We start from the raw sequence: 23,801 nt of genomic DNA, 5'->3' as shown, positions 1-23,801 counted from the left end.
TACACGATCTTATAATACAACGCAGTATAGGGAAAGGATGGATGAGACGAGTGGGCTATTATGACGACGAATACCAAGAGCAAAGACGACCACGTAGAAAAAGAGGGGCCTTTTTCTCAGGTTTGATCGGCGCAATTATCGGTGCATTAATTATTTTATTGGTGTATCCATCACTAGTAGATCGGGGAATTTTACCTTCTACTTCTTCAGAAAATGATGTTCAACAAAGTGACAATTCAATATCAGGTGTACAAAAGACGGTCTCTGTGAACGTCACGAGTGATATTACAAAGGCCGTATCGAAGGTTGATAATGCAGTTGTGGGCGTAGTAAATATCCAGAAATCAAGCAGCTTCTGGGACAGTGGGAAATCTTCTGAAGCGGGCACAGGATCTGGTGTTATTTATAAAAAAGCTGGCAATAAAGCATTTATCGCGACAAATAACCATGTAGTAGAAGATGCAAGTGAAATCGAAGTAAGCATGAGCGACGGTACTCGCGTAAAAGCACGTTTACTAGGAACAGATGCATTGACTGATTTGGCAGTATTAGAGATCGATGCCAAGCATGTGAAACAAGTAGCCACATTTGGTAACTCTGATTCATTAAAACGGGGTGAACCAGTGGTAGCGATTGGGAACCCATTAGGTCTTGAATTTGCTGGATCTGTCACACAAGGCGTTGTATCTGGTACAAATCGTGCTATCCCTCAAGATTTGAACGGTGACGGGGTAGCGGATTGGCAGTCAGAGGTTATTCAAACGGATGCAGCCATTAACCCTGGTAACAGCGGTGGAGCACTTGTGAACATCGAAGGTGATGTAGTGGGAATTAACTCGATGAAAATTGCTCAGGAGGAAGTTGAGGGAATTGGTCTTGCCATTCCAGCGAATTCTGTTCGACCAGTGATTAATGACTTAGAACGATTTGGAGAAGTACGCCGCCCGTATATGGGAATTTCCTCTCGTTCGTTGGATGAAATCTCAAGTTATCACCTAAGTGAAACATTGAAATTACCGAAAGACGTGGTAAAAGGTGTAGCAGTCATCGATGTTGAACCTTCTTCACCAGCTGCAAAAGCAGGTTTAAAACAATATGATGTAATTGTTGAGCTAGACGGTAAACCAATTTCGAACATTATTGATTTACGAAAAGTCCTGTATAATCAAAAAGCAGTTGGAGATAAACTCAAAGTGACGTATTATCGTGATGGTAAAAAGCAAACCGCCACAATGAAGTTAATTAAAGAGTCACTATAAGTGAGAATGTAAAAAAATGAAGAACCGTTCTTCAGCATATTGACTGAACGGTTCTTTCTTTCTGGATAAGGTTAAACGTACTGTGGATAAGTGAGGTGAAAATAGTGAAAATTCTATGCTGCGAAGAACATGTAGAACTAGCGTTAGATGTAATGGTCGATGAAAGCGAAACGTTCCCGACCCTAGAGAAAACAGGAGAAGATGAGATATCCACATGTGAATATTGCGACAATAAATCTGTATATATTGTAGGGAACTAACATTCGAACACAAGATGTGGATATGTTCTGTGGATATGTGGATAAAGACTGTGGATAACGTGTTTGTAAATCAATTTTTAAAGGGTGTGGATTGTGAATATCTCCATTATTACGATCGGGAAATTAAAAGAAAAATATTTAAAACAAGGTATTTCCGAATACCTAAAAAGACTGTCTACCTATGCAAAAGTCGAAGTGATTGAACTTTCAGACGAGAAAGCACCAGAAAATTTAAGCGAAGCCGAAATGGAGCAGGTAAAGCAAAAAGAGGGAGAACGCATTCTTGCGAAGATTAGCGATGACACGCACGTAATCGCCCTAGCCATTGAAGGAAAGCTTAAATCCTCGGAGGAACTAGCCAAAGACCTCGACCAGCTTGCTACATATGGAAAGAGTAAGGTTGCATTTATCATTGGCGGTTCCCTAGGCCTAAGCGACCAAGTCATGAAGCGCTCAAACGCAGCCCTCTCTTTCTCACGCATGACCTTCCCACACCAACTCATGAGACTGATCCTGCTCGAGCAGGTATATCGTGCATTTCGGATTAATCGTGGAGAACCGTACCATAAATAAACACATACTTACTATTTTTAGAAGCGTCAAAGATACCCAGATATCTTTGAGGCTTCTTTTTTACTGTTCAATATTATCCATTGACGATCATTCTATCTATAAGAGAGTTTAGAAAAAGGCATTTAAAAGGGTTTTTATACCAGTTTGTAGAACTAATTTTAGATCCTTTCATATCAATAAAAAAGCAAATGTAGGCTCGATTTTATTAATGAAACATCGAAATTGAAGCTGTTAAAAACAGAAGTAAGTTCATACACAAGGAGAGGGAGCTATTAAATGAATAGACAAAGGGCATGCGCAGCAATTATTAAAGATGAACACATCCTAATGGTTAAAGAGGTATATCCAGATAAAACGTTTTGGACATTACCTGGTGGAGGTCTAGAAAACGGGGAAACATTTGAAGATGCAGCTGTAAGAGAGGTAAAAGAAGAAGTTAATTTGGATGTAGAAATAAGCAGATATTTGTTCACAGGAACATACAGTTTGGGAGAAGAAAAGTGTTTTTTAGCACGCATAGTTAACGATAATTTGCCTGTACTTGGCTATGATCCGGAAGCTGAAGATCACCAAACGTTATCTGAGGTAAAATGGCACTCGCTTGAATCGATGAAAGATGATTTACATGTCTCTAGGGTAATACAAGCATTGGAACTTATTGAAAAGCCATGAAATAAGAAATCGAAAGTGGCTATCGCACTCAATTGCAAGAATAGACCATGCTTTCATTTGGTTAATGACAAGTTCGATAAAAAATACTGCCAGAGAGCTTAGCACTAGGGGTGGAGATATGGAAACGGAGATCTATTTTGTAAGGCACGCTCATTCTATTTTTTCGTTAGAAAACGAAGAAACGAGGGAGTTATCTGAAAAGGGTTGGGAAGACGCAGAAAAAATTACAGAAATCCTTGTAAAAGAGGATATTGACCATATTGTTTCAAGCTCATATGTAAGAGCCATCCAAACAGTAGAAGGATTATCAAAACATATACATAAGAAAATAGAAGTAGATACACGGTTTAGAGAACGAGATTTAGCAGCAAGAGATTATCATTTCGACAACCATTTAGAAGCAGTCAAATATGTATTTGATCATCCCGAGTTTAAATATCCTGGCGGGGAATCTAACAAAGAGGTTCAAGAGCGCGGAATAAGTGGGTTAAGAGATCTTGTTTCAACGTATAAAGGGAAAAGAGTGGCTATCGGTATACATGGTAATATCATGACGTGCACACTTAGCTATTTTGATGAAAAATATGACGTTGATTTTTGGTACAACACGACAAAACCAGATATATATAAACTGACCATTGATTCTGAGTTTAAGTTGGTTGGGTTTAAGCGACTGTGGGGACAAGAGGATATTATCCTAAGATAAGTATTATTTAGTAAAAAGGCATTGGTAGGGGGTAATTTGCAATGCCTTTTTTCACTTTGAATCATTATAGTGAGACTTATATAAATACGTACATAGGTAATTTAGCAAGCAGCTTACGTGATAGGAAATTTCGAATTAATACAACCAACACTCACTAAAATTGTCCAAGATTTGGACGTTTTTTTATTTATAAGAAAAAAATTTGAGCCAAACTAAACTTTTGTTTGTCTAATAGGTAGAGGACAAACAGGAGAGGGTGAATGACTATTAGACGTTTAGTGATAAAAGCTCAAAAAGGTAATGACAAAGCATTTTTAAAGTTATTCCAACAATACGAAGAGGATATTTATCGAACGGCTTATGTTTACGTAAAGAATAAAGACGATGCTTTAGATATCGTTCAAGAAGTAGCGTATCAGTCATTTAAAAAGATCGATACATTGCAAAAGCCAGAGTATTTTAAAACATGGCTAATGAAAATAACGATTAATTGTGCAATAAACGTAATAAAAAAGAACCAAAAGGTTATTCAACTGAAACCAGAATTTGAAGTGATGATTACTTCAGAGGAAGAAGATCTTTCACTTTCATTATCATTACAAGAACTAATGAACACTTTGCAGGAAGAGGAGAAAAGCGTTATTTTATTAAAGTTTTACCATGACCATACATTAAAAGAAATATCCGAGTTACTCAAAATTCCACTGGGAACGGCGAAATCTACGTTATATCGCGCATTAAATAAACTTCGTAAAAATTTTAAGGAGGTTGGTAACTATGAGTAACAATCTAAAACAAGAGTTAGCAAAAATAGACATTCCTGTGGAGCTTCATGAAAGAAGTAAACTAGGTGTAAAAAAAGCAAAGTCTGAAATGGAAGCTAAAATAAAAGTATACGTAAAGAAACGTTTAGTATCAGCCATTTTAGCAGCTTGCTTACTTGTTCCAACAAGTGCATTTGCTTACCAAACACTTATTACAGATGAATTTTATGGTTCATTTGAACAAGTGAAAAAACATATATCTAGCGTCACGATAGAGAAATATTTGCTAGTAGATGCTAAATTAACTCAAGCGAAGGGGGACATGAAGCAGAAAGAGTTTCACCAATTTAAAGAGTTACTAAAAGTAGTTACTGCTTCTAAAGTTGAATATGGAAACAAGTATGGTAACATCGATTATTCTCAAGTTCCTTCTACAAAGATCGATGAAATTAAGAAAGTAATGTTTGAAATACAGCCATATTTTGACCAATTGAACGGGCTAAAATCAAGTAAAGAAGTCTTAACATCTAAAGAATATGAGAACTATATTCATGCACTTATGACGTATGAAACAATATTAGCAAAAAGCAATAACGACACTGAAAATATCCCTTCAAATTTACAAAGTGAATTTGCTAAAGCACGAGATTTTATTAGTTATGTAGATAATAAACAACTTCAATAAAGTAAGCAGAAAAATCTACTATAAAAAGGGAAGAAACGTTTATCGTTTCTTCCTTTCAGTTAGGTTACTTTTTTAACAACAAATAAACAAAATAAGGTGCGCCAATCAACGAAACCATAATTCCAGCAGGTATGGTGGTGTCAATAATGTTTCGTCCGATTGTATCTGCGACCAATAATAACCAGCCGCCAAGTAAAATGGCAACCGGGATAAATAGCTGGTTTCTTGGCCCGACTAATCCTTTTGCGATATGTGGTGCCATTAGTCCAATAAACGTAATGCCTCCCGTTACAGAAACGGATGCAGCGGCTAGTGCAACAGCTGTTAGAAGTAGAGTTATTCGCTCTCTTTCGATAGAAACCCCAACTCCAACGGCAACAGATTCGCTTAATCCTAAAAGATTTAGTCGGTTTGCTTTGTATAAGGTGAATGGAATAAGAATGACTAACCAAGGAAGAAGCGCCCAAATGAACGGCCAGTCTGCTCCCCAAATGTTTCCCGCTAACCATTTAGCAATAAAGTCAACTTTTGTCCGATCAGCGGAGGAAATGATGACAATCATAGCCCCAGACAGCGCTGTGGAGAAACCAACGCCAATAAGGATTAGACTCACAGGTTGCAGTCCACTATTTCGTTTATAGGCAAACAAATAAATGAGAATACTCGTTATAATTGCACCTACGAATCCAACAGCAGGAATCATATACACAAATGAACCAGCCTCAACCGGAAAGAATAAAAAGAAAACGGCAATAGCAACGCCAGCGCCAGAGTTGATGCCAATAATACCAGGATCAGCTAAATCATTTCGAGTAATTCCCTGCAAAATAGAACCTGATAAAGCAAGTGCCATCCCAGCTAGCAGAGTAATGAGTATTCGAGGCAATCGAATCGAATATAAGATAAATTCTTCTTTAAATGTTCCGTGACCTATTAGAGTTTGAATAAGTCGGTTAAATGATAAACTAGCGGACCCTATTCCCATACTCACAATCATCGTAGCTATAATGAGGAGTAGAGAAATCAATAAGATCATCCGCTGTTTTTTAATTAATGATGGATGTATCATGAGAGCGTGTTTCCTCCCTTTCGAACAATAACCAAGAAGAATGGCAAGCCTAACATAGCCACAATTGCTACAACAGGGGTTTCATAAGGCGCATTCAACGTACGCCCAATGGTATCAGCAAATAGCATAAAAGTAGCCCCAGAAGTTGCGGACATGGGCAAAATAAAGCGATAATCGGTTCCAACAATGGCTCGAACGATATGAGGAATCATTAGTCCGATAAACGTCATATTCCCAACAAGAGCAACAGAAGATCCTGCGAGAATGATGATCACAACGAAGAGAAGGATTTTAATTTTTATGATGTTCTGACCTAATCCAACCGCAACTTCTTCATTTAGACTTAGGATGGTAAGCTGTCTGGACAGAAAAATGGCTATGATCATTCCAATCACCATAAAAGGAACAATAATTTTTAGCTGAGTCCAGGTCGTTCCAACCATACCTCCAGCTGTCCACATTGAGATATCCTTCGAAATTTTAAAGTAAAGGCCAAGTCCTTCTGCAATCGCATATAAAAAGGCAGAAACAGCCGAACCTGCTAGGACGATACGAAGGGGGGAAAATCCGCCTCTTTTCATGGACCCAATTTCAAAAACCAAAAAAGCTCCAATCGTCGCCCCAATAAAACAAGCAATCATGGTCAAAAAGTAATTAGCAGATGGCATAAAGGCAATTGTAACCGCCAGGGCAGCGTAAGCGCCGGCAGATAAACCTAATAAGCCAGGATCGGCAAGTGGATTTCTTGTAATTCCTTGCATAATTGCACCAGAAACCGCAAGAGCTGCGCCGACAAAAATAGCAGCTATTTCGCGGGGCAATCGAATATCACGAATAATGGAGATATGATCACCAGTGGCAGAAGACGTAAGCGCCAACCATACATCTTTCATTCCTACATCTGCAGCTCCAAAGGCCATTGCGATAAAAAACATGCCGATAAAAATGAGAATTCCTACGAAAAATGTAATGATAAATGAAGTAGAAGATCGAGTTTTATTTGTCATTGGGCTCATTACTCTCCTTTCCTAGCATGAGAAAAGGGATGGCCAAAAAGGAAATAAGATCCTTTTTCGGTCATCCCTTTCAAGACGCTGTTTTTAAAATGTTAGTTTTCTAAAAATGCTTTTTTAAAGAATGCAAGTTGCTTTTCAAGAGTGATAGGATCAGTAAAGGAAGCACCTTCACCCTGCATCTCAAAAACGTGTCCATTTTTAACAGCAGGAATGTTTTTATATGTGTCTGTGTTTTGGAATGATGTATTGGAATCTGAGTACTTACTTAAAATGACATAATCACCTGCGTATTCTGGAAGGACTTCAGATGATAACGTGTAATACCCTGCTTTTAATGCATCTTTTTTTACTTTTTCAGGCATATTTAACTTCATTGTTTGATATAAGATTTCTGTACCACGTGCCCAGTTGTTTCCGTACACATAAAGATCTTTTCCATATGCTTCAATAACAGACACCGTTGATTTTTCACCAATTTTTGCTCGAATATCATTCCCGACTGTTTCTGCACGTTTCTTAAAGTCGTCTGTCCACGCTTTAGCTTCTTTTTCCTTGTTTAGCAGCTTTCCGATTTCAACATGCTGAGTTAAATAATCTACTTTACCCCATGTATACGTAACGGTAGGTGCAATTTCTTTTAACTTATCTACGTTTTTGACCGTTGATAATGCAATAATTAAATCAGGATTTAACTCAATAATTTTTTCAAGGTTATCCTCTGATACTTCTTCAACGTCTTTCAACTGTTTTTTAAAGGTTGGATTGTTTTTGGACCAAGTATCCACACCAACAACATTAACGCCTAAATCTAAAACATCTCCAGTATAGCCTGATAGCACAACTACTCTCTTTGGATGAGAGGGGACTTTGACTGGTCCTGTTTCTGATTGATATGTAATGGTTTTTGATCCTTTATCTTTAGAATCGTTATCTTCTGTTTTTATGTTGTCGTTGCCACATGCACTAACAATAAGAATGAGCAGTAGAAAGAGTGGGGCTAATAGTTTCTTCATCATTATTTTCTCCTCGTAATAAATTGTAGGTAACACACATTGGTTTATCTGTTCTTGGATCACGCCCAATTACAGCATCAATTTGAAAAACATCTCGCAGTACTTCAGGAACGATGATTTCTTCACAAGTTCCAGCTTTTGCAACCTCACCGTCTTTTAGGGCAATGATGTAGTCAGCAAAACGAGCGGCTTGATTTAAATCATGTAGAACCATAATGATGGTTCTATTCTGTTCCTTGTTTAGAGTTTGTAGTAATTCTAAAACTTCCAGTTGATGAGCCATATCTAAATACGTTGTTGGTTCATCAAGAAAAATAATCTCTGTTTCTTGGGCAAGAGCCATCGCAATCCAGACACGTTGACGTTGACCTCCTGACAGGGCATCGATTGGACGATATTTATAGTCTGAGGTACCAGTGACTTCTAGCGCCCAATCAATAACTTCGTAATCTTTCTTCGTCAACCGACCTAACCCAGTCTGATGCGGAAAACGTCCATATGATATTAATTCACCGACTGTTAACCCAGCAGCACCTTCAGGAGTTTGTGGGAGAATGGCAATTTTCTTCGCCAAAGCTTTTGTCTGTTCTTTAGCAATGTCTTTTCCATCTAAAAGTACTGAGCCTGATTGATGTGGAATAATGCGCGTAATAGCCTTTAATAAGGTTGATTTTCCGCAACCATTGGATCCAATGATGGTTGTGATTTTTTTATCTGGAATCGTTACACTAAGATTGTTAACAATTAAACGTTCTCCATAGCCAACACTCAAGTCATTCGTTAACAGGCGAAGCATTTCTTATGACCTCCATAATTGAAAAATATATATTACATCATCAGTGAGAATGATTATCGATATCAGTTATCTATCTAAATATATAGTTAACTTTTACAGTTGTCAATAAAAATAAATGACGAAAAATGTAAGGGGGGAGAGTAAGTTTAATATGATTTCACTATAATATTTTTTTCAGCTTGTAATGAAGGTAAAGCGGTTTTTAGAAAAATATCTATTGTGAAAAGAAGACTAATCACTTACAATTGATAATGATAATCATTTGAGAATTAAATTAGGGAGTGAACGCGAATGCACCAACAGGACTTATTTGATGTGACGGTTATTGGTGGAGGGCCAGCAGGGCTATATTCTACTTTTTATAGCGGATTAAGAGAGATGAAGACAAAGTTAATCGAATATCAGCCCCAACTTGGTGGGAAAATTCACGTTTACCCAGAAAAAATGATTTGGGATGTTGGAGGAGTAACGCCTATTTCAGGCGCAAAGCTAATGGAGAATCTAGTCAAGCAAGGCTTGACCTTTGATCCGACAGTTGTGCTAAATGAGAAAATAGAGTCAATATCCCGTAATCAAGACGGAACTTTCTTGTTACGAGCAGCATCTGGTCAAAAACATTATACGAAAACAGTGGTTATTGCTGTGGGAAGTGGCATTTTAAATCCTAAGAAGCTTGAAATTGAAGGAGCTGAGCGATTTGAGGTCACGAACATTCATTATACAATTACGTCACTTATGAAATTTAAGGATAAAACTGTGATTATTTCAGGCGGTGGAAACACGGCTATTGACTGGGCAAATGAGCTAGAGGCGGTTGCCAAAAAAGTGTACATTACTTATCGAAAAGAAAATCTATCTGGTCATGAGGCACAGGTCACAAGGTTAGTAAATAGCTCAATCCATTGTCTCCCACAAACAAGCATTACAAAGCTCATTGCCTGCGAGAATCACGAAGAAATTAAAAAAGTTGAGCTGACGGATCAACAAACAGGTGCGATTACTTATCTTGATATTGACGATGTGATTATTAATCACGGCTACGAACAAGATACAAGCTTGCTTCAAAATAGTGAATTACAGATAAAGATGGAAAATGATTATTACATTGCCGGTAATTCTAATAGTGAATCCTCTATCGAAGGTATTTATGCAGCTGGTGACATTCTCAGTTATGAAGGCAAATTACACTTAATTGCCGGGTGCTTTCAAGATGCTGCCAGCGCCATCAATAAAGCAAAGCAATATATTCAACCAACGGCTCAAAAATTTGCGATGGTATCGTCGCATAATGAAGTTTTTAAAAAGAGAAACCGAGCATTAATTAAAGAAATGATAGCGGGACAATCCTAAAAAGATGGCTGGAAACTTTATATATAAAATATTTGAATAAACAAGATCATTTGCTGATCTAAATGCAAAAAAGCGAGAATAGCCTGTATGCTCTTCTCGCTTTTTTATTTATGAAACGGAAAATCCTTCTTCTTCTTTTACGCCATATTTCTCGGTAAATTCGTCTAAAAGTGTACGAACTTCATCTGTGGAGTTCGTTTCCATCAGAAGGTTTCTTAGTTCACCAGCTCCGCGGAATCCACGAACGTAAATTTTAAAGAAGCGGCGCAGTGGTTTAAATTGACGAGGCTCTAATTCGTTTGAGTATTTATCGTGAAGATCAAGCTGTAGTCTTAGAAGATCTAGAAGTTCTTGGCTACCGTGCTCTTTCTTCTCTTTTTCAAATGCAAACGGATTGTGGAAGATGCCGCGTCCAATCATAATCCCATCTACTCCGTATTTCTCTGCTAGCTCAAGGCCTTTCTCACGGTCAGGAATATCTCCATTAATCGTCAGAAGCGTCTGAGGAGCAATTTCATCACGAAGCTTCTTAATCTCAGGAATAAGCTCCCAGTGAGCATCAACGTTACTCATTTCTTTACGTGTGCGAAGATGGATGGAAAGGTTCGCAATATCCTGTTCTAAAATATGTCGTAACCATGCATGCCATTCTTCTACTTCTGTATACCCAAGGCGAGTTTTCACACTTACAGGAAGACCGCCTGCTTTAGCAGCTTGAATGATTTCAGCAGCCACATCAGGGCGACGGATTAGTCCAGAACCTCTACCATTTGCCGCAACGTTCTGTACGGGGCAACCCATGTTAATGTCAATTCCGCGGAATCCCATCTCTGCCATCCCAATGCTCATCTCACGGAAGTATTCGGGCTTGTCTCCCCAAATATGCGCAACCATTGGTTGTTCATCTTCTGTGAACGTTAAGCGTCCACGTACGCTATTTCGTCCTTTTGGATGACAATAGCTTTCTGTATTCGTAAATTCTGTGAAGAATACGTCAGGTCTCGCTGCTTTACTCACGACATGACGAAAAACCACATCGGTCACGGCTTCCATCGGTGCCAGAATAAAGAACGGCCGAGGCAACTCATGCCAAAAATTATCTTTCATAATATAGTAAACCCTCTCTTTAAGGGAAACAGGTTCCCAAAATTAAAAAGTGAAAAAATCTGTAGTCCTATCCATTCTCTTTTAGAATGAATTTCAACCAGTATATACTTTAATAGTATTAACCAAAAAGTGCAAGTGGACGACTTCTTTTGATCGCTACTCTTTAACAAAATATCCATCTATCCCGTTAAATAAACAAGAGGAGAAGAACATGATTACAATCCAACAAATTCATAAAGAAAATCATCCTCAAGGAAAGAAAGTTCATTATAAGTATACATCAGATCAGTACTATGAAGTGAAGGTTGAAAAAATAGGAAACGGATGGTGTTTTTCGATGCAGGAAGAAAGATTTTCTGTCCCTTTCGTAAAAGAGCTAGAAGAAGACATTTTTCAACCTCATAAAGAAGGTTCAGAGTTCTACATCGCTCTTTTTGAAGGCAGGGAAGCAGCTGTTATGGTTATTCAAGAAATGGAATGGAATCATACATTGTTAATCCATGATTTATATGTAAAGTCTTCGTTTAAAAGGCTCGGAATCGGTCAAAGCCTGATCCAATTCGCAAAGCAGCGAGCTATTACGCTAGGGGTGAGGTCGATCATATTGGAAACTCAAACTTCTAATTATCCTGCGATTCAATTTTACATAAGGAATGGATTTGAACCAGTCGGTTTGAACACCATTTCTTATTCCAATACCGACATACAAAATAGGGAAGTTCGGATTGAGATGGGGTATGTGCTAAAAGAGTGTGACATTGAATAAACCCGAACCAATCTCTATTTTAGGAATAGAATAGTACAAAAACGATTACTTTTGAGTTGAAAATAGAGGTAGGGATTATCTAAATGAGCTCATCCTTTTTAAAGGGTTTAACAGGTGAAGTAGTCACGATAAACGATCCTAGCTACGAATCCTCTCGTCAGGAATGGAATCGAGCTATTAAAAAGTACCCGTTAGTAATTGTGTACTGTGAACGAAAACAGGATGTTGTGAATGCGATTTGTTGGGCGCAAAGACGTCGTGTAGGCATTCGTATCCGTTCAGGAGGCCACCATTACGAAGGATATTCGACAGGAGATCTTGTGCTGGTGATTGATATTAGTCGATTAAATGCACTAAAACTGGACAAGAAGCGCCACCTCTTAACAATGGAGGCGGGAGCTAAAAATACAGAAGTATATCACTTCGTTGGTTCAAAAGGCTATGTGTTTCCAGGAGGAACGTGCCCGACGGTTGGTGTGTCAGGCTTCACGCTTGGAGGAGGCTGGGGACTTTCTAGCAGACGCTATGGTTTGGGGTGCGACAACTTGCTAGAAATTGAACTAATCAACTATGAAGGCCGCATCATCAAGACCAATCGGTACTGTCATCCAGATCTTTTCTGGGCTTGCTGCGGTGCTGGTGGCGGAAACTTTGGTGTAGTCGTAAGCATGACCTTTCAGCTTCCAAAACTGCGAACAAAACCGATCACCCTCGTTCGATTCTTCTATGTCGGAACAACGAAGAAAAAGCAAGAGAAGGTAATGGACATATGGCAAAAGTGGTTGCCTACATTGGACAGACGTATGACGCTCGTCACAAGCTTTTATAATGCAGAGGGAGAAGGATTGGGCATTTTTGCTAACGGCTTCTTTTATGGTTCACCAAATAGAGCGAGGAAGCTTTTAGAGCCTTTTATGAAAGTAGAAGGTTTTCGACTCGAATTAGAAGAGCTTCCTTTTCTTGATGCTGTTAAAAAGATTGAGGAAACCTATCCACCGTCTGAAAAATTTAAATCCACCGGACGATTTGTGCAACGACGTTATTCCAAACAAGAACTTCAAGCAATTACAGAGCTCATCCAACAACCTGCCAAAGGATCTGTATATGCTGCGATTTCCTTTTACGCTCTTGGAGGAGCAATAAAGGAAGTTGGAAGCACCGACACAGCCTTTTATTATAGAAACGCTCGGTATATCCTAGGATGTCAGTCAGTTTGGGTCAAAAATAGCGTTGCCTCAGCCAATCAAAAGTGGGTACGAGAACGCTTTGAATACATTAAAAGCATTACAGAAGGTTCCTATGTTAATTTCCCCATCAGCAACCTTCAAAATTATGAGCGTGAATACTTTGGAGAGAATGCTGAACGATTAGAACGGATAAACCGTAGATACGATCCGTATAATGCATTCCGTTTTCCTCAAGGTCTAAATTAATCAAGAGTTTCCCGGTACATAGGGGGACTCTTGATTAATTTTTTTGCAAATGGTGTTTCTTCTCAAAAGTAGCGTGTTGCTTCATCAAAAATTCATCCAAAAATGTTGGAAGTAACCCACTTTTACACAACTGTAAGAAAAAATAGCTACATACGTTAACTGGTTTTTGTCATGTTTTTCTATATTTTGGGTAAATAAATGCTGTAGATGGGTCTGGAAAGATCACAATTTGTTATTCTAGACATAGGGACAGTCATCTTGGAATAGAAATAACGTATACTGCATGTGAAGAACGGAACTTAGTGCATTCAAAGTCGAAAAAATTATATAAAGATATTTTACCTATGAAGGGCGATAATTCGCTTCATTTCAATAAAAGCAGAGAAACCCATATGTTTTTTAAAAAATTAATCAAGACTTCTCCCTTTTTAAAACGCTTTAAATAGTTTATAATTATCAGATAATAGTAAATATTTTAAGCTCCAAATAATTAAAATGGTTTATAATATAGTTAGTTAGATCAGTGAGACAGAAAAGGTGTGTTCCAAGGGGATGTGGGGCTAGCTTTTTTCACATTCTAGAAAGAACAAAAATTCCTTTTTTGCCAATACAGGGGATGAGGAAGGTTATCATGAGTAAACTACCGAACAAAACAGACGTAATTTTAATTGGTGCTGGAGTAATGAGTGCAACACTAGGGGCATTGCTGAAGGAATTAGCTCCAGAATGGGAAATTAAAGTGTTTGAAAAGCTCACAAGTGCGGGAGAAGAAAGCTCTAACGAATGGAACAATGCAGGTACAGGTCACTCAGCGCTGTGTGAATTAAACTATACAACAGAAAAGTCGGACGGATCGATAGATATTTCAAAAGCGGTTAAAATCAATGAGCAGTTTCAATTATCCAGACAGTTCTGGTCCTACCTTGTAAAAAGTAATTTAATTCGCAATCCTGAAGATTTCATTATGCCTATTCCACATATGAGCCTGGTTCAAGGGGAAAAAGATGTAACGTTCCTGAAAAAACGGTTGGAAGCGTTATCAAAAAGTCCGTTATTCCAAGGAATGGAATACTCGGAGGATCCTGAAAAGTTGAAGGAATGGATGCCTTTAATCATGGAAGAACGTACTTCTACTGAACCGATGGCAGCCACAAAAATTGATTCAGGAACTGACGTGAATTTCGGTGCACTAACACGTATGCTATTTGACTATTTAAAAACAAAAAATGTCGAAATGAACTATAACCATGGTGTAAAAGACATTAAACGCACAAGCAACGGACTTTGGGAAGTTAAAGTTCATGATATGAACAGCGGTAAAATTGAAAATCACACGGCTAAGTTTGTGTTCATTGGCGCAGGCGGTGCAAGCCTACCTCTACTACAAAAAACAGGTATTCCTGAGTCTAAGCAGATTGGCGGATTCCCTGTAAGTGGACTGTTTATGGTTTGTAACAATCCGGAAGTCGTTGAAAGACATCACGCAAAAGTATATGGAAAGGCAAAGGTAGGAGCTCCTCCAATGTCTGTTCCACATCTAGATACACGATTTATTGATAATAAAAAATCACTTCTATTTGGGCCGTTCGCAGGCTTCTCGCCAAAATTCTTAAAAACAGGATCAAACTTAGACTTAATTGGCTCTGTGAAACCAAATAACCTGTTCACAATGCTAGCAGCAGGTATGAAAGAAATGTCATTAACAAAATATCTTATTCAGCAAGTACTGTTATCAAATGAAAAGCGTCTTGAAGAACTACGAGAATTCGTTCCAACAGCTAAACTTGAGGACTGGGATATTGTAATAGCAGGTCAACGCGTTCAGGTTATCAAAGACACAGAAGCAGGCGGAAAAGGAACGCTACAATTCGGTACAGAAGTTGTTACAGCTTCAGATGGAACCATTGCAGCCCTGCTAGGTGCTTCGCCGGGTGCTTCAACAGCTGTCCACGTTATGCTTGAAGTACTGGAAAAATGCTTCCCGAAAAATATGAAAAACTGGCAGGGAAAAGTAAAAGAGATGATTCCTTCTTACGGAGTGTCGCTTTCTGAACAACCTGAGCTTTTCCGAGAACTTCATCAATCAACAGCAGAAACACTTGGTTTGGTGAAAAAAAAAGAGACTTCCGATCATTCGAATAAGGTAGGAACTGAAGTATATAGTTAAAACGTTTACGTAACAAAAAAAGGAGAAAATCGACAACGATTTTCTCCTTTTTTATTATCGGAAAATGGAAGATCTTTTAAGTGCAGTACAAACAGGAATAGCAATGACCATGCCGACTACGTTCTGAACGATATTACCCGTAATAGATGCCACTGGGGAAATCCAGTTATGGAATAGAATTCCCTCACAAATATAGTAGCCGACTAGCATAACAGGTACAGAAACGATCGTAGCTATTAAATTAAAGGCAAAGCTTGTGCCTTTGCGACCGTTTGACCAGGCAATTTTCCCAACAATATACCCCTGTAAACCACGCGTTACAAAGCTAAATGGTGCCCATAGCGTCCAGCCGCTAAGGTAATCAAATAGCGCCATTCCTACTGCTCCTGAAATGGCTCCTTTTTTAGGACCAAACATGATCGAGGCAATAAACAGCATGCCAGTTCCTAAGTGAACCAATCCACCATTTGCGGTAATTGGCAGCCTAATATTTATAAAAAATGTCGCCACAAATACAAGCGCAATTAGCATCGCCGTAATAATTAAATCAAATGTCTTTGTGTTTGAAGCATATCCTTGTGTTCGTTGCATATGAATAATTCCTTTCAAAGATGTTTTTGATAATTATAGTAGCATGAAATGTATCAGAAAGTTATTAAAATTTAGTTTTGGCAACAAAAAAGCTTTTATGCTAATGGGAGTATCACATAAGCTACGCCATTTTTGGTATTGGATTGTCCAAGTATTCGTTGTGTTCAATAGCAGCTAACCTTACAATAAATGTATCTAATTGGAAGCGAATGGTGATAAAATGGGGAATTTTGTACAGAATTTAGAAAGCTCATTGCGTACAGGATTTATTGACCGCAATGTGTCAAAGGCTACTACTTATAAGCCTAGCTTACTCACAAATAATTCGAAGGAAAATGAGAGTGTTTTACATACGTTACTAGAAGAACTAGAGCGCTGTCAGGCTTTTATCTTTTCGGTTGCTTTTATAACAGAAAGTGGGCTTGCAACCCTCAAATCACAGCTTTTAGATTTAAAACACAAGGGTGTTAGGGGACGAATTCTAACCTCAACTTTTTTGCAATTTAATCAGCCAAAAGTTTTTAGAGAACTGTTGAAAATTAGCAATCTTGAAGTACGCGTTACTGACTTGAAGGGTTTTCATTCAAAGGGCTACATTTTCACTCACGATACTCATTATTCATTAATTGTCGGAAGCTCTAATCTCACCGCACATGCACTAAAGGTAAATTACGAGTGGAACATTAAGTTAACTTCACATGAGAATGGAGAGATTGTGCATCACTTCAATAAACAATTTGAGGACGTATGGCAGGAATCTATTCTATTAACAGAGGAATGGATCGAAGAATACGAAGGGATATACGCTGAAAACAGTGAGAAGAAAGCCGTCGAACAAATTGTTGAGTGGCCAGCATCCTACAAGCCCAATGCTATTGAAGAAGCGCTGAAAATACTGCCGAATAAAATGCAGGTTGCCGCACTAGAAGAAATTCAACAACTCCGTAATGAGGGTAAGAAGAAGGGACTCGTTATATCTGCAACGGGAACAGGAAAAACATATTTATCAGCTTTTGATGTGCGTCGTTTTCAACCTGAGCGAATGCTTTTTATCGTTCATCGTGAACAAATTCTTCAAAAAGCAAAGGATGATTTTCAAAGGGTGTTAGGTGGGCGAGATGAAGAGTTTGGTATTTTGTCTGGTTCATCCAATCACAAAGAGGCTAAATATGTATTTGCAACCATTCAAACCTTAACGAAGGATCAGCATTTATCAGCATTTAAGGCAGAAGAATTTGACTATATCTTAATTGATGAAGTTCATAAGGCAGGTGCCAAAAGTTATCAAAAAGTAATGGATTATTTTCAGCCAGAATTTCTGATGGGAATGACAGCTACACCGGAGCGTACGGATGATTTTAATATTTTTGAGCTGTTTGATTATAATGTAGCTTACGAAATTCGCCTTCAAGAAGCATTAGAGGAGGATATGCTTTGTCCTTTCCACTATTTTGGCGTAACAGATATAACTCATAACGGCGCATTAGTGGAGGACACATCACTTCTCCAGCACCTCGTTGTAGATGAACGGGTCCATCATATCATTGAAAAAATGAATTACTATGGTCACTCAGGTCAAGCTGTAAAAGGGCTTATTTTTTGTAGCAGAAAAGATGAAGCCAAGGCTCTGTCAACGCAGTTTAATCAAAATGGACTTCGAACGGTTGCTTTAACAGGTGAAGATTCTCAAGAAGATCGCATGAGAGCTGTCACTATGCTTGAGGAAGGGTTACTAGATTACATCCTGACGGTAGAAATATTTAACGAAGGTATTGATATACCTTGTATTAATCAAGTGGTCATGCTTCGACAAACGCAATCAAGCATTATCTTTATTCAGCAGCTAGGTAGAGGTCTGAGAAAGCATGAAGAGAAAGAGTTCGTCACGATCATTGATTTCATTGGCAATTATAAAAATAACTATTTAATCCCAATGGCTCTCTCAGGAGATAAGTCTCTGAACAAGGATCGAATTAGAAGGCATACAAAGGATACGAGCTATATAAAGGGCGTATCGACGATTAATTTTGAAGAGGTAGCAAAAAAACAGGTATTTAATTCGATTGCCAGCAGTCAGTTAACGGCGTTAAAGCTCTTAAAAGAGTCATATAAAGAAGTAAAAAATAGAATTGGTCGAGTACCTCTTCTATATGATTTTATGGTACATGATTCAATTGATCCGGTAGTTCTCGTTTCTCAACAGCATCATCAAAACTATCATCAATTTTTAACCAAAATAAAAGAAAATGAATACGACATATCAAATGAGGAGAATGCTGTCTTAACAATGCTTTCGACAGAAGTGTTGAATGGTAAAAGAGAGCATGAAATTATACTGTTAGATTTACTTTTAAAAAATGACTGTATCACCTACAAGAAATATCTTGAGCAGCTAATAGCACATGATTGTAACGGTAACGAAGCAGTACTAAAATCTGTTGAGCGAGTGTTTGATTTATCCTTTTTTACACAGGTATTTAGAAAGAAATATGGTGATCAACCAATTGTTACGTTCAAAAATCCATCTGCTATATCGTTTACTCCATTTGTTGTGCGTAGCCTGAAAGAGAACGCTTATTTTAGAGATCTAGTTGTAGATGTGGTAAATGTAGCAAAGGAACGAACAAAAAATTATCGAAATGACGTAGAGCTCACACCTTATGAAAAATACACGCGTAAGGATGCCTGTAAGCTATTAAATTGGGTAAACGATGAGAGCGCAACCGTTTATGGCTACAAGACAAAGCACCAAACCTGTCCTATTTTTGTCACGTATCATAAAAATGAAGAGATCGATGCACGAACAAATTATGTCGATGAATTTATTAGCCCAGAGCTATTGAGCTGGTCTACTAGAAGTAATCGAACGCTCCAATCAGAAGAAGTAAAATCTATTCTATACGCCAAAGAAAATAATATTGATGTCCACGTTTTCGTCAAAAAAGACGATGATGAAGGAAGAGATTTTTATTATTTAGGAAAAGCGAACCCAGATCGAGAACATGCAAAGCAGGCTGTTATGCATAACGATGATGGGGAAGACCTGCCAGTTGTTCATATACCGCTTGTCATGGAAATACCTGTTGAGTATAAGTTATATCGCTATATTCAGGAGGGGAAAGGTTAAAGGGATAATAAAATCTTCAAAAAAAAGATCGACACGGAGATGTGTCGATCTTCTTTATTCCATCACTTCAAAGCATTCACCGCATTAATAAACCCAAATCCAGACTCACCGTCATATCCAGCTTTAAACCAATCGTCTGCAGAGTTTTGAATAATGTGTTTGACTTGATTCGGTTTTAAGACATCTTTACCGTACTTAGCGATAATGACACCGGCTAAGCCAGCCGTTTTAGGCGCTGCCATTGACGTTCCAGCATAGAAAGCATATCCTCCTGGAACGGTAGAAAGGCATAGCTTATTACGATCTCGAAGTGTCGCATCTCCTGTTTCTAACCAAGCCGTTCCGTAGTCACCGCCTGGGGCGATCACATCAATTTTTCCGACTCCGTAGTTTGAGTAGTACGTAAGGTTTTTCTCTTGTCCACTTGCGGATACACGGATAAGTGATTGGCTGCTTGGACTTCTATGTGTAGCACCGTTATTGTCACCAGAAAGTTTACCAGGGCTAGAAATATCGAGTCCGTTGTTACCAGCAGATCCAACGACCGTTACGCCATTTTTAATGGCATATTGAATAGCACGATTAAATAGGCGAACATCGGCTACCACGTCTTTTGTCGCGTAGTCAGGATCTTGAAACCAATCGTATCCTCCAAGTGACATATTCACCACATCCACATTATCATCTGCAGCCGTCATAAGCGCTTCTGCGATACTTGCTGTTGAAGCGCCACCGTCTTGTCCAAACACACGATACGCCGCTACTTTTAGCTGTGGTCCAATACCTAAAACGCGGCCGTTACCAGCAATGGATCCTGCCACATGTGTACCATGGCCGTCCTGATCCATAGCGCTCGTCACACCAGGAACAAATGATTTTCCGTACGCGTAGTTTGCTTTAATATCGGGGTGCGTGTAGTCAATACCCGTATCTACTACGGCAACAATGATATCCTTATTGTTCGTGGACTTTCCAGTTCCACCAGGTAAGTTCCATGATGCGCCGTCATGTGTCACTTGTTTGATATCCCATTGATATTTATTATAAAGGTCGTTTTTAGAAGAAGCGGCAAAGTCTGTATTCAGAACTTCAATACTTTTGGCATCTTCTTGATAAACCTTATGTTCTTTCGTCGCTTCTAAGACAGCACTGCTTTTTTGGACTTCCGATAAGAAGGAAGGATTGTCCGATGTAACTTCAACGGCTCCTAATTTAGGAAGAGCTTGTGATACGTCTCCACCCGCTTTTTTAATTAAGTCCGAATAGTTTGATGGGAGGCTTGTATCTGATTTAAAAATGACCGTATAAGTTTCTGACACGGATTGAGCTTGTCCAATGCTGCTGCTTCCTAAAAATGCAGTAGCTCCTAAAACCATTGTTAAGGCACTAATTAAGAATTTTTTCATTTTTAAATCCCCCAATATTGAAATTTTCCAACTATTTAAGTATAAAAAAAGATAGAACCGCATACAACGGGGTTATTTTGTCATAACCTGACTAGTTTTCGGGAATTAAAACATACCACTCAGCTCTCGAACGGCAAGTACAACAAACAATAAGATACAAGCAACAAATACAATGTTTCCAAGTAAACTATTGCGGTATGCCTTTTCAACTCGTTTGGAGTTGAGAAGCCAGAGTAAGCTAAGTGAGAGGAAAGGCATGAATAAGGCTCCTAAAGCACCGTAGAGAATAATTAGTTCAATCGGTTTTCCGAAAAATAGCAAAATCATAGGAGGGAACGTGAGCCAGACGAGATATAAGCGATAAGCAGGATCTGTTTCTGTCACGGGCTTGTCCACTTGTTTTTTTATGATGCGAACAAAGTCAGCAAATAGATAAGGTACCCCGTTCCATACGCCAAGTAGGGAAGAGAAAGCAGCAGACCAAAATCCAATTAGAAATAACCATGAGATAACCGCTCCGTATTTGTCTGAAAGAAGGTTCGTCAGCTTAATTAAGCCTTGATCACCCTTTAGTTCAATCCCTGTTCCAAATAGAAATTGACTTCCCACGATGAGCAGCGAGAGGGTAAAAATAGCGGTCATAATGTAGGCAGCTTTTGAATCGAGTCGCATAGTTGGAATCCATTCTTTCCCTTTCCAGCCCTTTTCTTTGAGCCAATATCCGTAAGAAGCCATCGTAATGGTTCCACCAACTCCACCAATTAATCCTAAGGCGAGCATGAATGATCCCTTTGGAACAGTAGGAACAACCCCTTTTAAAAGATCACCCATATTAGGCAGAAATAAAGCAGCTGAGCCAATAACGGTAATAAACATTAACGCAATTAATATCATCATGATTTTTTCAAAAAGCTGATAGCGGCCTGTCCATACCAACGCAAATCCGAGGAGTGAATGTAGGACAGCCCAAGCCCAGAATGGTAAAACGGGAAACATTGCGTGCATAGCAAGTGCACAGGCTGACGAAGCGGCCGCACCGTATACAAATCCCCAAATGACGGAGTAGATGCCAAAGTAGCCTGTTGCCCATCTGCCCATTTCTCTCCAACCCTCTAAAATTGTTTTTCCGGTTGCTAGATGCCATCTTCCAACACCTTCATTTAAGAAGTGTTTGAGTATAGATCCAACGATAATGGCCCAAACGAATACAAGGCCGAAGCCTGCACCTGCGACAAGGGCAGCTACCAAGTCTCCTGTTCCAACTCCCGTAGCGGCCGCTACAAATCCTGGGCCGATAAGCGTGAGTCGTTTTTTAAATGAAGTAGGTGGTGTAGGGGTATTTTGCTGTAATTGTGCTGACATTGATTGACTCCTTTCACTGTAAAATATTGTTTGTTATAATCGTAAACGTTCTCAGTGAGTGGTTTCAATCCTCCTTTTGTCGCAAAATTAAGAAAATACAGCTCGTCAAATAAAATAAGCGCCTGCATAAAAGCAGGCGCTTATCTATTAGTTACGGATAAGGTAGTCAAATGCACCTAGAGCTGCAGTTGCACCTGATCCCATTGAGATGATGATTTGTTTATAAGCACTGTCTGTGCAGTCACCAGCAGCAAATACGCCAGGGACGTTTGTTGCACCATGCTTATCGACAAGAATTTCGCCAAAGCGACTGCGTTCAATTGCATCGCCTAGCCATTCTGTGTTCGGTACAAGACCGATTTGAACAAATACACCTTCTAATTCAACGTGTTTTACTTCTTCCGTATCACGGTCCATGTATGAAATGCCGTTTACTTTATCAGTACCCGTAATTTCAGTTGTTTGGACGTTTTTCAATACGGTTACGTTCGGAAGACTATTTAAGCGTTCTTGTAAAACAGCATCTGCTTTCAGTTCAGGCAAGAACTCAAGAACAGTTACGTGTTCCACGATTCCAGCAAGGTCGATTGCCGCTTCAATACCAGAGTTTCCTCCGCCAATAACCGCAACGCGTTTGCCTTCAAATAGTGGTCCGTCACAGTGAGGGCAGTAAGCCACACCTTTGTTTTTGAATTCTGCTTCGCCAGGAACGCCAACGTTACGCCAGCGAGCACCTGTTGAAAGGATGACAGATTTACTTTTTAGAACGGCTCCGTTTTCAAGCTCAATTTCGACAAGGTCTTTTTTCTCTAGCTTGCTAGCGCGCTGCAAGTTCATTACATCAATGTTGTAATCTTTTACATGCTCTTCTAAGCTTGCTACAAGTTTTGGACCTTCCGTCTTTTTGACACTTACAAAGTTTTCGATGCCCAAGGTGTCCATAACTTGTCCACCAAAGCGCTCGGCTACGATACCCGTGCGAATACCTTTACGCGCTGCATAAATCGCAGCACTTGCACCAGCAGGACCGCCACCAACCACAAGTACATCGTATGGATCTTTGTCAGCAAACTCTGAAGCATCAGGGCCGCTACCCATTTTATTTAAAATTTCTTCTAATGTCATACGACCGCTACCAAACTCTTCTCCGTTAAGGAAAACAGTCGGTACAGCCATAATTTCCTTGCGTTCTACTTCATCTTTGAAAGCAGCACCGTCAATCATTGTATGACTAATATTGTCGTTTAGGACGCTAAGAATATTAAGTGCTTGTACAACATCAGGGCAATTATGACAGGTTAAGCTGATATAAGACTCGAAGTGATACTTGCCTTTAATATTCTTAATTTGATCAATCACACTTTGATCTACTTTTGGTGCTCTACCGCTTACTTGTAGAAGAGCAAGAACCAATGAAGTAAACTCATGACCTAGGGGAACCCCAGCAAACGTAATGCCTGTATCTTCCCCGATACGATTAACACTAAAGCTTGGTGTGCGTTCTAACTCAGTTTTTTCAACTTTAATGCGTGATGACATTGTAGCTAGTTCATCCACTAGCGCTAGCATGTCATGAGATACTTTATCTTCTCCCGCGCTAACCTTTAAGAGGATATCGCTCTCTAGCATTTGAAGATACTGTTCTAGCTGTGCTTTGATATTTGCATCTAATAACATGT

Annotated in this window: 21 protein-coding genes; 12 read left to right on the top strand and 9 right to left on the bottom strand. The window is 39.0% G+C overall.

Annotated elements, in window-relative coordinates:
* Positions 1–50: 50 nt before the first annotated feature.
* The 7 genes from IE339_RS23510 to IE339_RS23480 all read left to right on the top strand — a co-directional run bounded on the left by IE339_RS23510 (position 51) and on the right by IE339_RS23480 (position 4,919).
* Positions 51–1,259, top strand: a complete 1,209-nt coding sequence (locus tag IE339_RS23510) for a S1C family serine protease (protein ID WP_277933987.1) — start codon at positions 51–53, stop codon at positions 1,257–1,259.
* A 104-nt stretch (positions 1,260–1,363) separates the two neighbouring features.
* Positions 1,364–1,519, top strand: a complete 156-nt coding sequence (locus IE339_RS23505) for a CxxH/CxxC protein (protein WP_083446540.1) — start codon at positions 1,364–1,366, stop codon at positions 1,517–1,519.
* A gap of 93 nt (positions 1,520–1,612) precedes the next feature.
* A complete protein-coding gene (gene rlmH, locus IE339_RS23500) occupies positions 1,613–2,092 on the top strand; it encodes a 23S rRNA (pseudouridine(1915)-N(3))-methyltransferase RlmH (RefSeq protein ID WP_053401816.1) in 480 nt (159 codons plus the stop codon).
* Between the two features lie 276 nt (positions 2,093–2,368).
* Positions 2,369–2,764, top strand: a complete 396-nt coding sequence (locus tag IE339_RS23495; protein ID WP_242172526.1) for an NUDIX domain-containing protein — start codon at positions 2,369–2,371, stop codon at positions 2,762–2,764.
* Positions 2,765–2,882: 118 nt separating this feature from the next.
* Positions 2,883–3,470, top strand: a complete 588-nt coding sequence (locus IE339_RS23490; RefSeq protein ID WP_242172523.1) for a histidine phosphatase family protein — start codon at positions 2,883–2,885, stop codon at positions 3,468–3,470.
* A 260-nt stretch (positions 3,471–3,730) separates the two neighbouring features.
* Positions 3,731–4,255: a sigma-70 family RNA polymerase sigma factor gene (locus tag IE339_RS23485; protein ID WP_242172521.1), complete on the top strand. Its 525-nt coding sequence runs from the start codon at positions 3,731–3,733 to the stop codon at positions 4,253–4,255.
* Positions 4,248–4,919: a DUF3600 domain-containing protein gene (locus IE339_RS23480; protein WP_242172519.1), complete on the top strand. Its 672-nt coding sequence runs from the start codon at positions 4,248–4,250 to the stop codon at positions 4,917–4,919. The genes IE339_RS23485 and IE339_RS23480 overlap by 8 nt, the downstream gene beginning before the upstream one ends.
* A 64-nt stretch (positions 4,920–4,983) precedes the next feature.
* Here the strand turns inward: IE339_RS23480 and IE339_RS23475 are convergent, their stop codons facing one another.
* From IE339_RS23475 to IE339_RS23460, 4 genes are all read right to left on the bottom strand, one after another.
* Entirely contained in the window at positions 4,984–5,988 is a 1,005-nt protein-coding gene (locus IE339_RS23475) for a FecCD family ABC transporter permease (protein WP_242172517.1), read from the bottom strand.
* Positions 5,985–6,995, bottom strand: a complete 1,011-nt coding sequence (locus IE339_RS23470; protein ID WP_242172515.1) for a FecCD family ABC transporter permease — start codon at positions 6,993–6,995, stop codon at positions 5,985–5,987. Before IE339_RS23470 ends, IE339_RS23475 begins: the two co-directional genes overlap by 4 nt.
* Positions 6,996–7,096: 101 nt before the next feature.
* Positions 7,097–8,017, bottom strand: a complete 921-nt coding sequence (locus IE339_RS23465; protein ID WP_242176295.1) for an iron-hydroxamate ABC transporter substrate-binding protein — start codon at positions 8,015–8,017, stop codon at positions 7,097–7,099.
* Positions 7,968–8,813, bottom strand: coding sequence for an ABC transporter ATP-binding protein (locus IE339_RS23460; protein WP_242172513.1), 846 nt, complete (start codon positions 8,811–8,813; stop codon positions 7,968–7,970). Before IE339_RS23460 ends, IE339_RS23465 begins: the two co-directional genes overlap by 50 nt.
* Positions 8,814–9,104: 291 nt before the next feature.
* Between IE339_RS23460 and IE339_RS23455 the strand changes: the two genes are divergently transcribed.
* Positions 9,105–10,163: an NAD(P)/FAD-dependent oxidoreductase gene (locus IE339_RS23455; RefSeq protein WP_242172511.1), complete on the top strand. Its 1,059-nt coding sequence runs from the start codon at positions 9,105–9,107 to the stop codon at positions 10,161–10,163.
* Between the two features lie 108 nt (positions 10,164–10,271).
* Here IE339_RS23455 and IE339_RS23450 read toward each other — a convergent pair whose 3' ends face one another.
* A complete protein-coding gene (locus IE339_RS23450; protein WP_242172509.1) occupies positions 10,272–11,270 on the bottom strand; it encodes a tRNA dihydrouridine synthase in 999 nt (332 codons plus the stop codon).
* Between the two features lie 211 nt (positions 11,271–11,481).
* On the opposite strand from IE339_RS23450, the gene IE339_RS23445 reads away from it, so the two are divergent.
* From IE339_RS23445 to IE339_RS23435, 3 genes are all read left to right on the top strand, one after another.
* Entirely contained in the window at positions 11,482–12,036 is a 555-nt protein-coding gene (locus IE339_RS23445; RefSeq protein WP_242172507.1) for a GNAT family N-acetyltransferase, read from the top strand.
* 83 nt (positions 12,037–12,119) lie between these two features.
* Positions 12,120–13,469, top strand: a complete 1,350-nt coding sequence (locus IE339_RS23440; protein WP_242172505.1) for an FAD-binding oxidoreductase — start codon at positions 12,120–12,122, stop codon at positions 13,467–13,469.
* Between the two features lie 631 nt (positions 13,470–14,100).
* The gene (locus IE339_RS23435) at positions 14,101–15,636 is read left to right on the top strand and encodes a malate:quinone oxidoreductase (protein WP_242172503.1); all 1,536 of its coding nucleotides are present in this window, start codon (positions 14,101–14,103) and stop codon (positions 15,634–15,636) included.
* Between the two features lie 54 nt (positions 15,637–15,690).
* On the opposite strand, the gene IE339_RS23430 is transcribed toward IE339_RS23435, so the two are convergent.
* Positions 15,691–16,227, bottom strand: a complete 537-nt coding sequence (locus IE339_RS23430; RefSeq protein ID WP_242172501.1) for an ECF transporter S component — start codon at positions 16,225–16,227, stop codon at positions 15,691–15,693.
* A gap of 220 nt (positions 16,228–16,447) precedes the next feature.
* Between IE339_RS23430 and IE339_RS23425 the strand changes: the two genes are divergently transcribed.
* Positions 16,448–19,354, top strand: coding sequence for a DEAD/DEAH box helicase (locus IE339_RS23425; protein ID WP_242172499.1), 2,907 nt, complete (start codon positions 16,448–16,450; stop codon positions 19,352–19,354).
* Positions 19,355–19,416: 62 nt separating this feature from the next.
* On the opposite strand, the gene IE339_RS23420 is transcribed toward IE339_RS23425, so the two are convergent.
* From IE339_RS23420 to ahpF, 3 genes are all read right to left on the bottom strand, one after another.
* On the bottom strand, positions 19,417–20,760 hold the full coding sequence (locus tag IE339_RS23420) for a S8 family serine peptidase (protein ID WP_242172497.1): 1,344 nt from the start codon (positions 20,758–20,760) through the stop codon (positions 19,417–19,419).
* A 105-nt stretch (positions 20,761–20,865) separates the two neighbouring features.
* Positions 20,866–22,122: an Nramp family divalent metal transporter gene (locus IE339_RS23415; RefSeq protein WP_242172495.1), complete on the bottom strand. Its 1,257-nt coding sequence runs from the start codon at positions 22,120–22,122 to the stop codon at positions 20,866–20,868.
* 147 nt (positions 22,123–22,269) lie between these two features.
* Positions 22,270–23,799, bottom strand: coding sequence for an alkyl hydroperoxide reductase subunit F (gene ahpF / locus IE339_RS23410; protein ID WP_242172493.1), 1,530 nt, complete (start codon positions 23,797–23,799; stop codon positions 22,270–22,272).
* Positions 23,800–23,801: the final 2 nt, after the last annotated feature.

The organism is Priestia koreensis, from assembly GCF_022646885.1.
In the GTDB taxonomy this organism is placed as follows: domain Bacteria; phylum Bacillota; class Bacilli; order Bacillales; family Bacillaceae_H; genus Bacillus_AG; species Bacillus_AG koreensis_A.
Note: the sequence above shows the minus strand (reverse complement) of the source record. Positions and strands in the feature narration are given on the sequence as shown.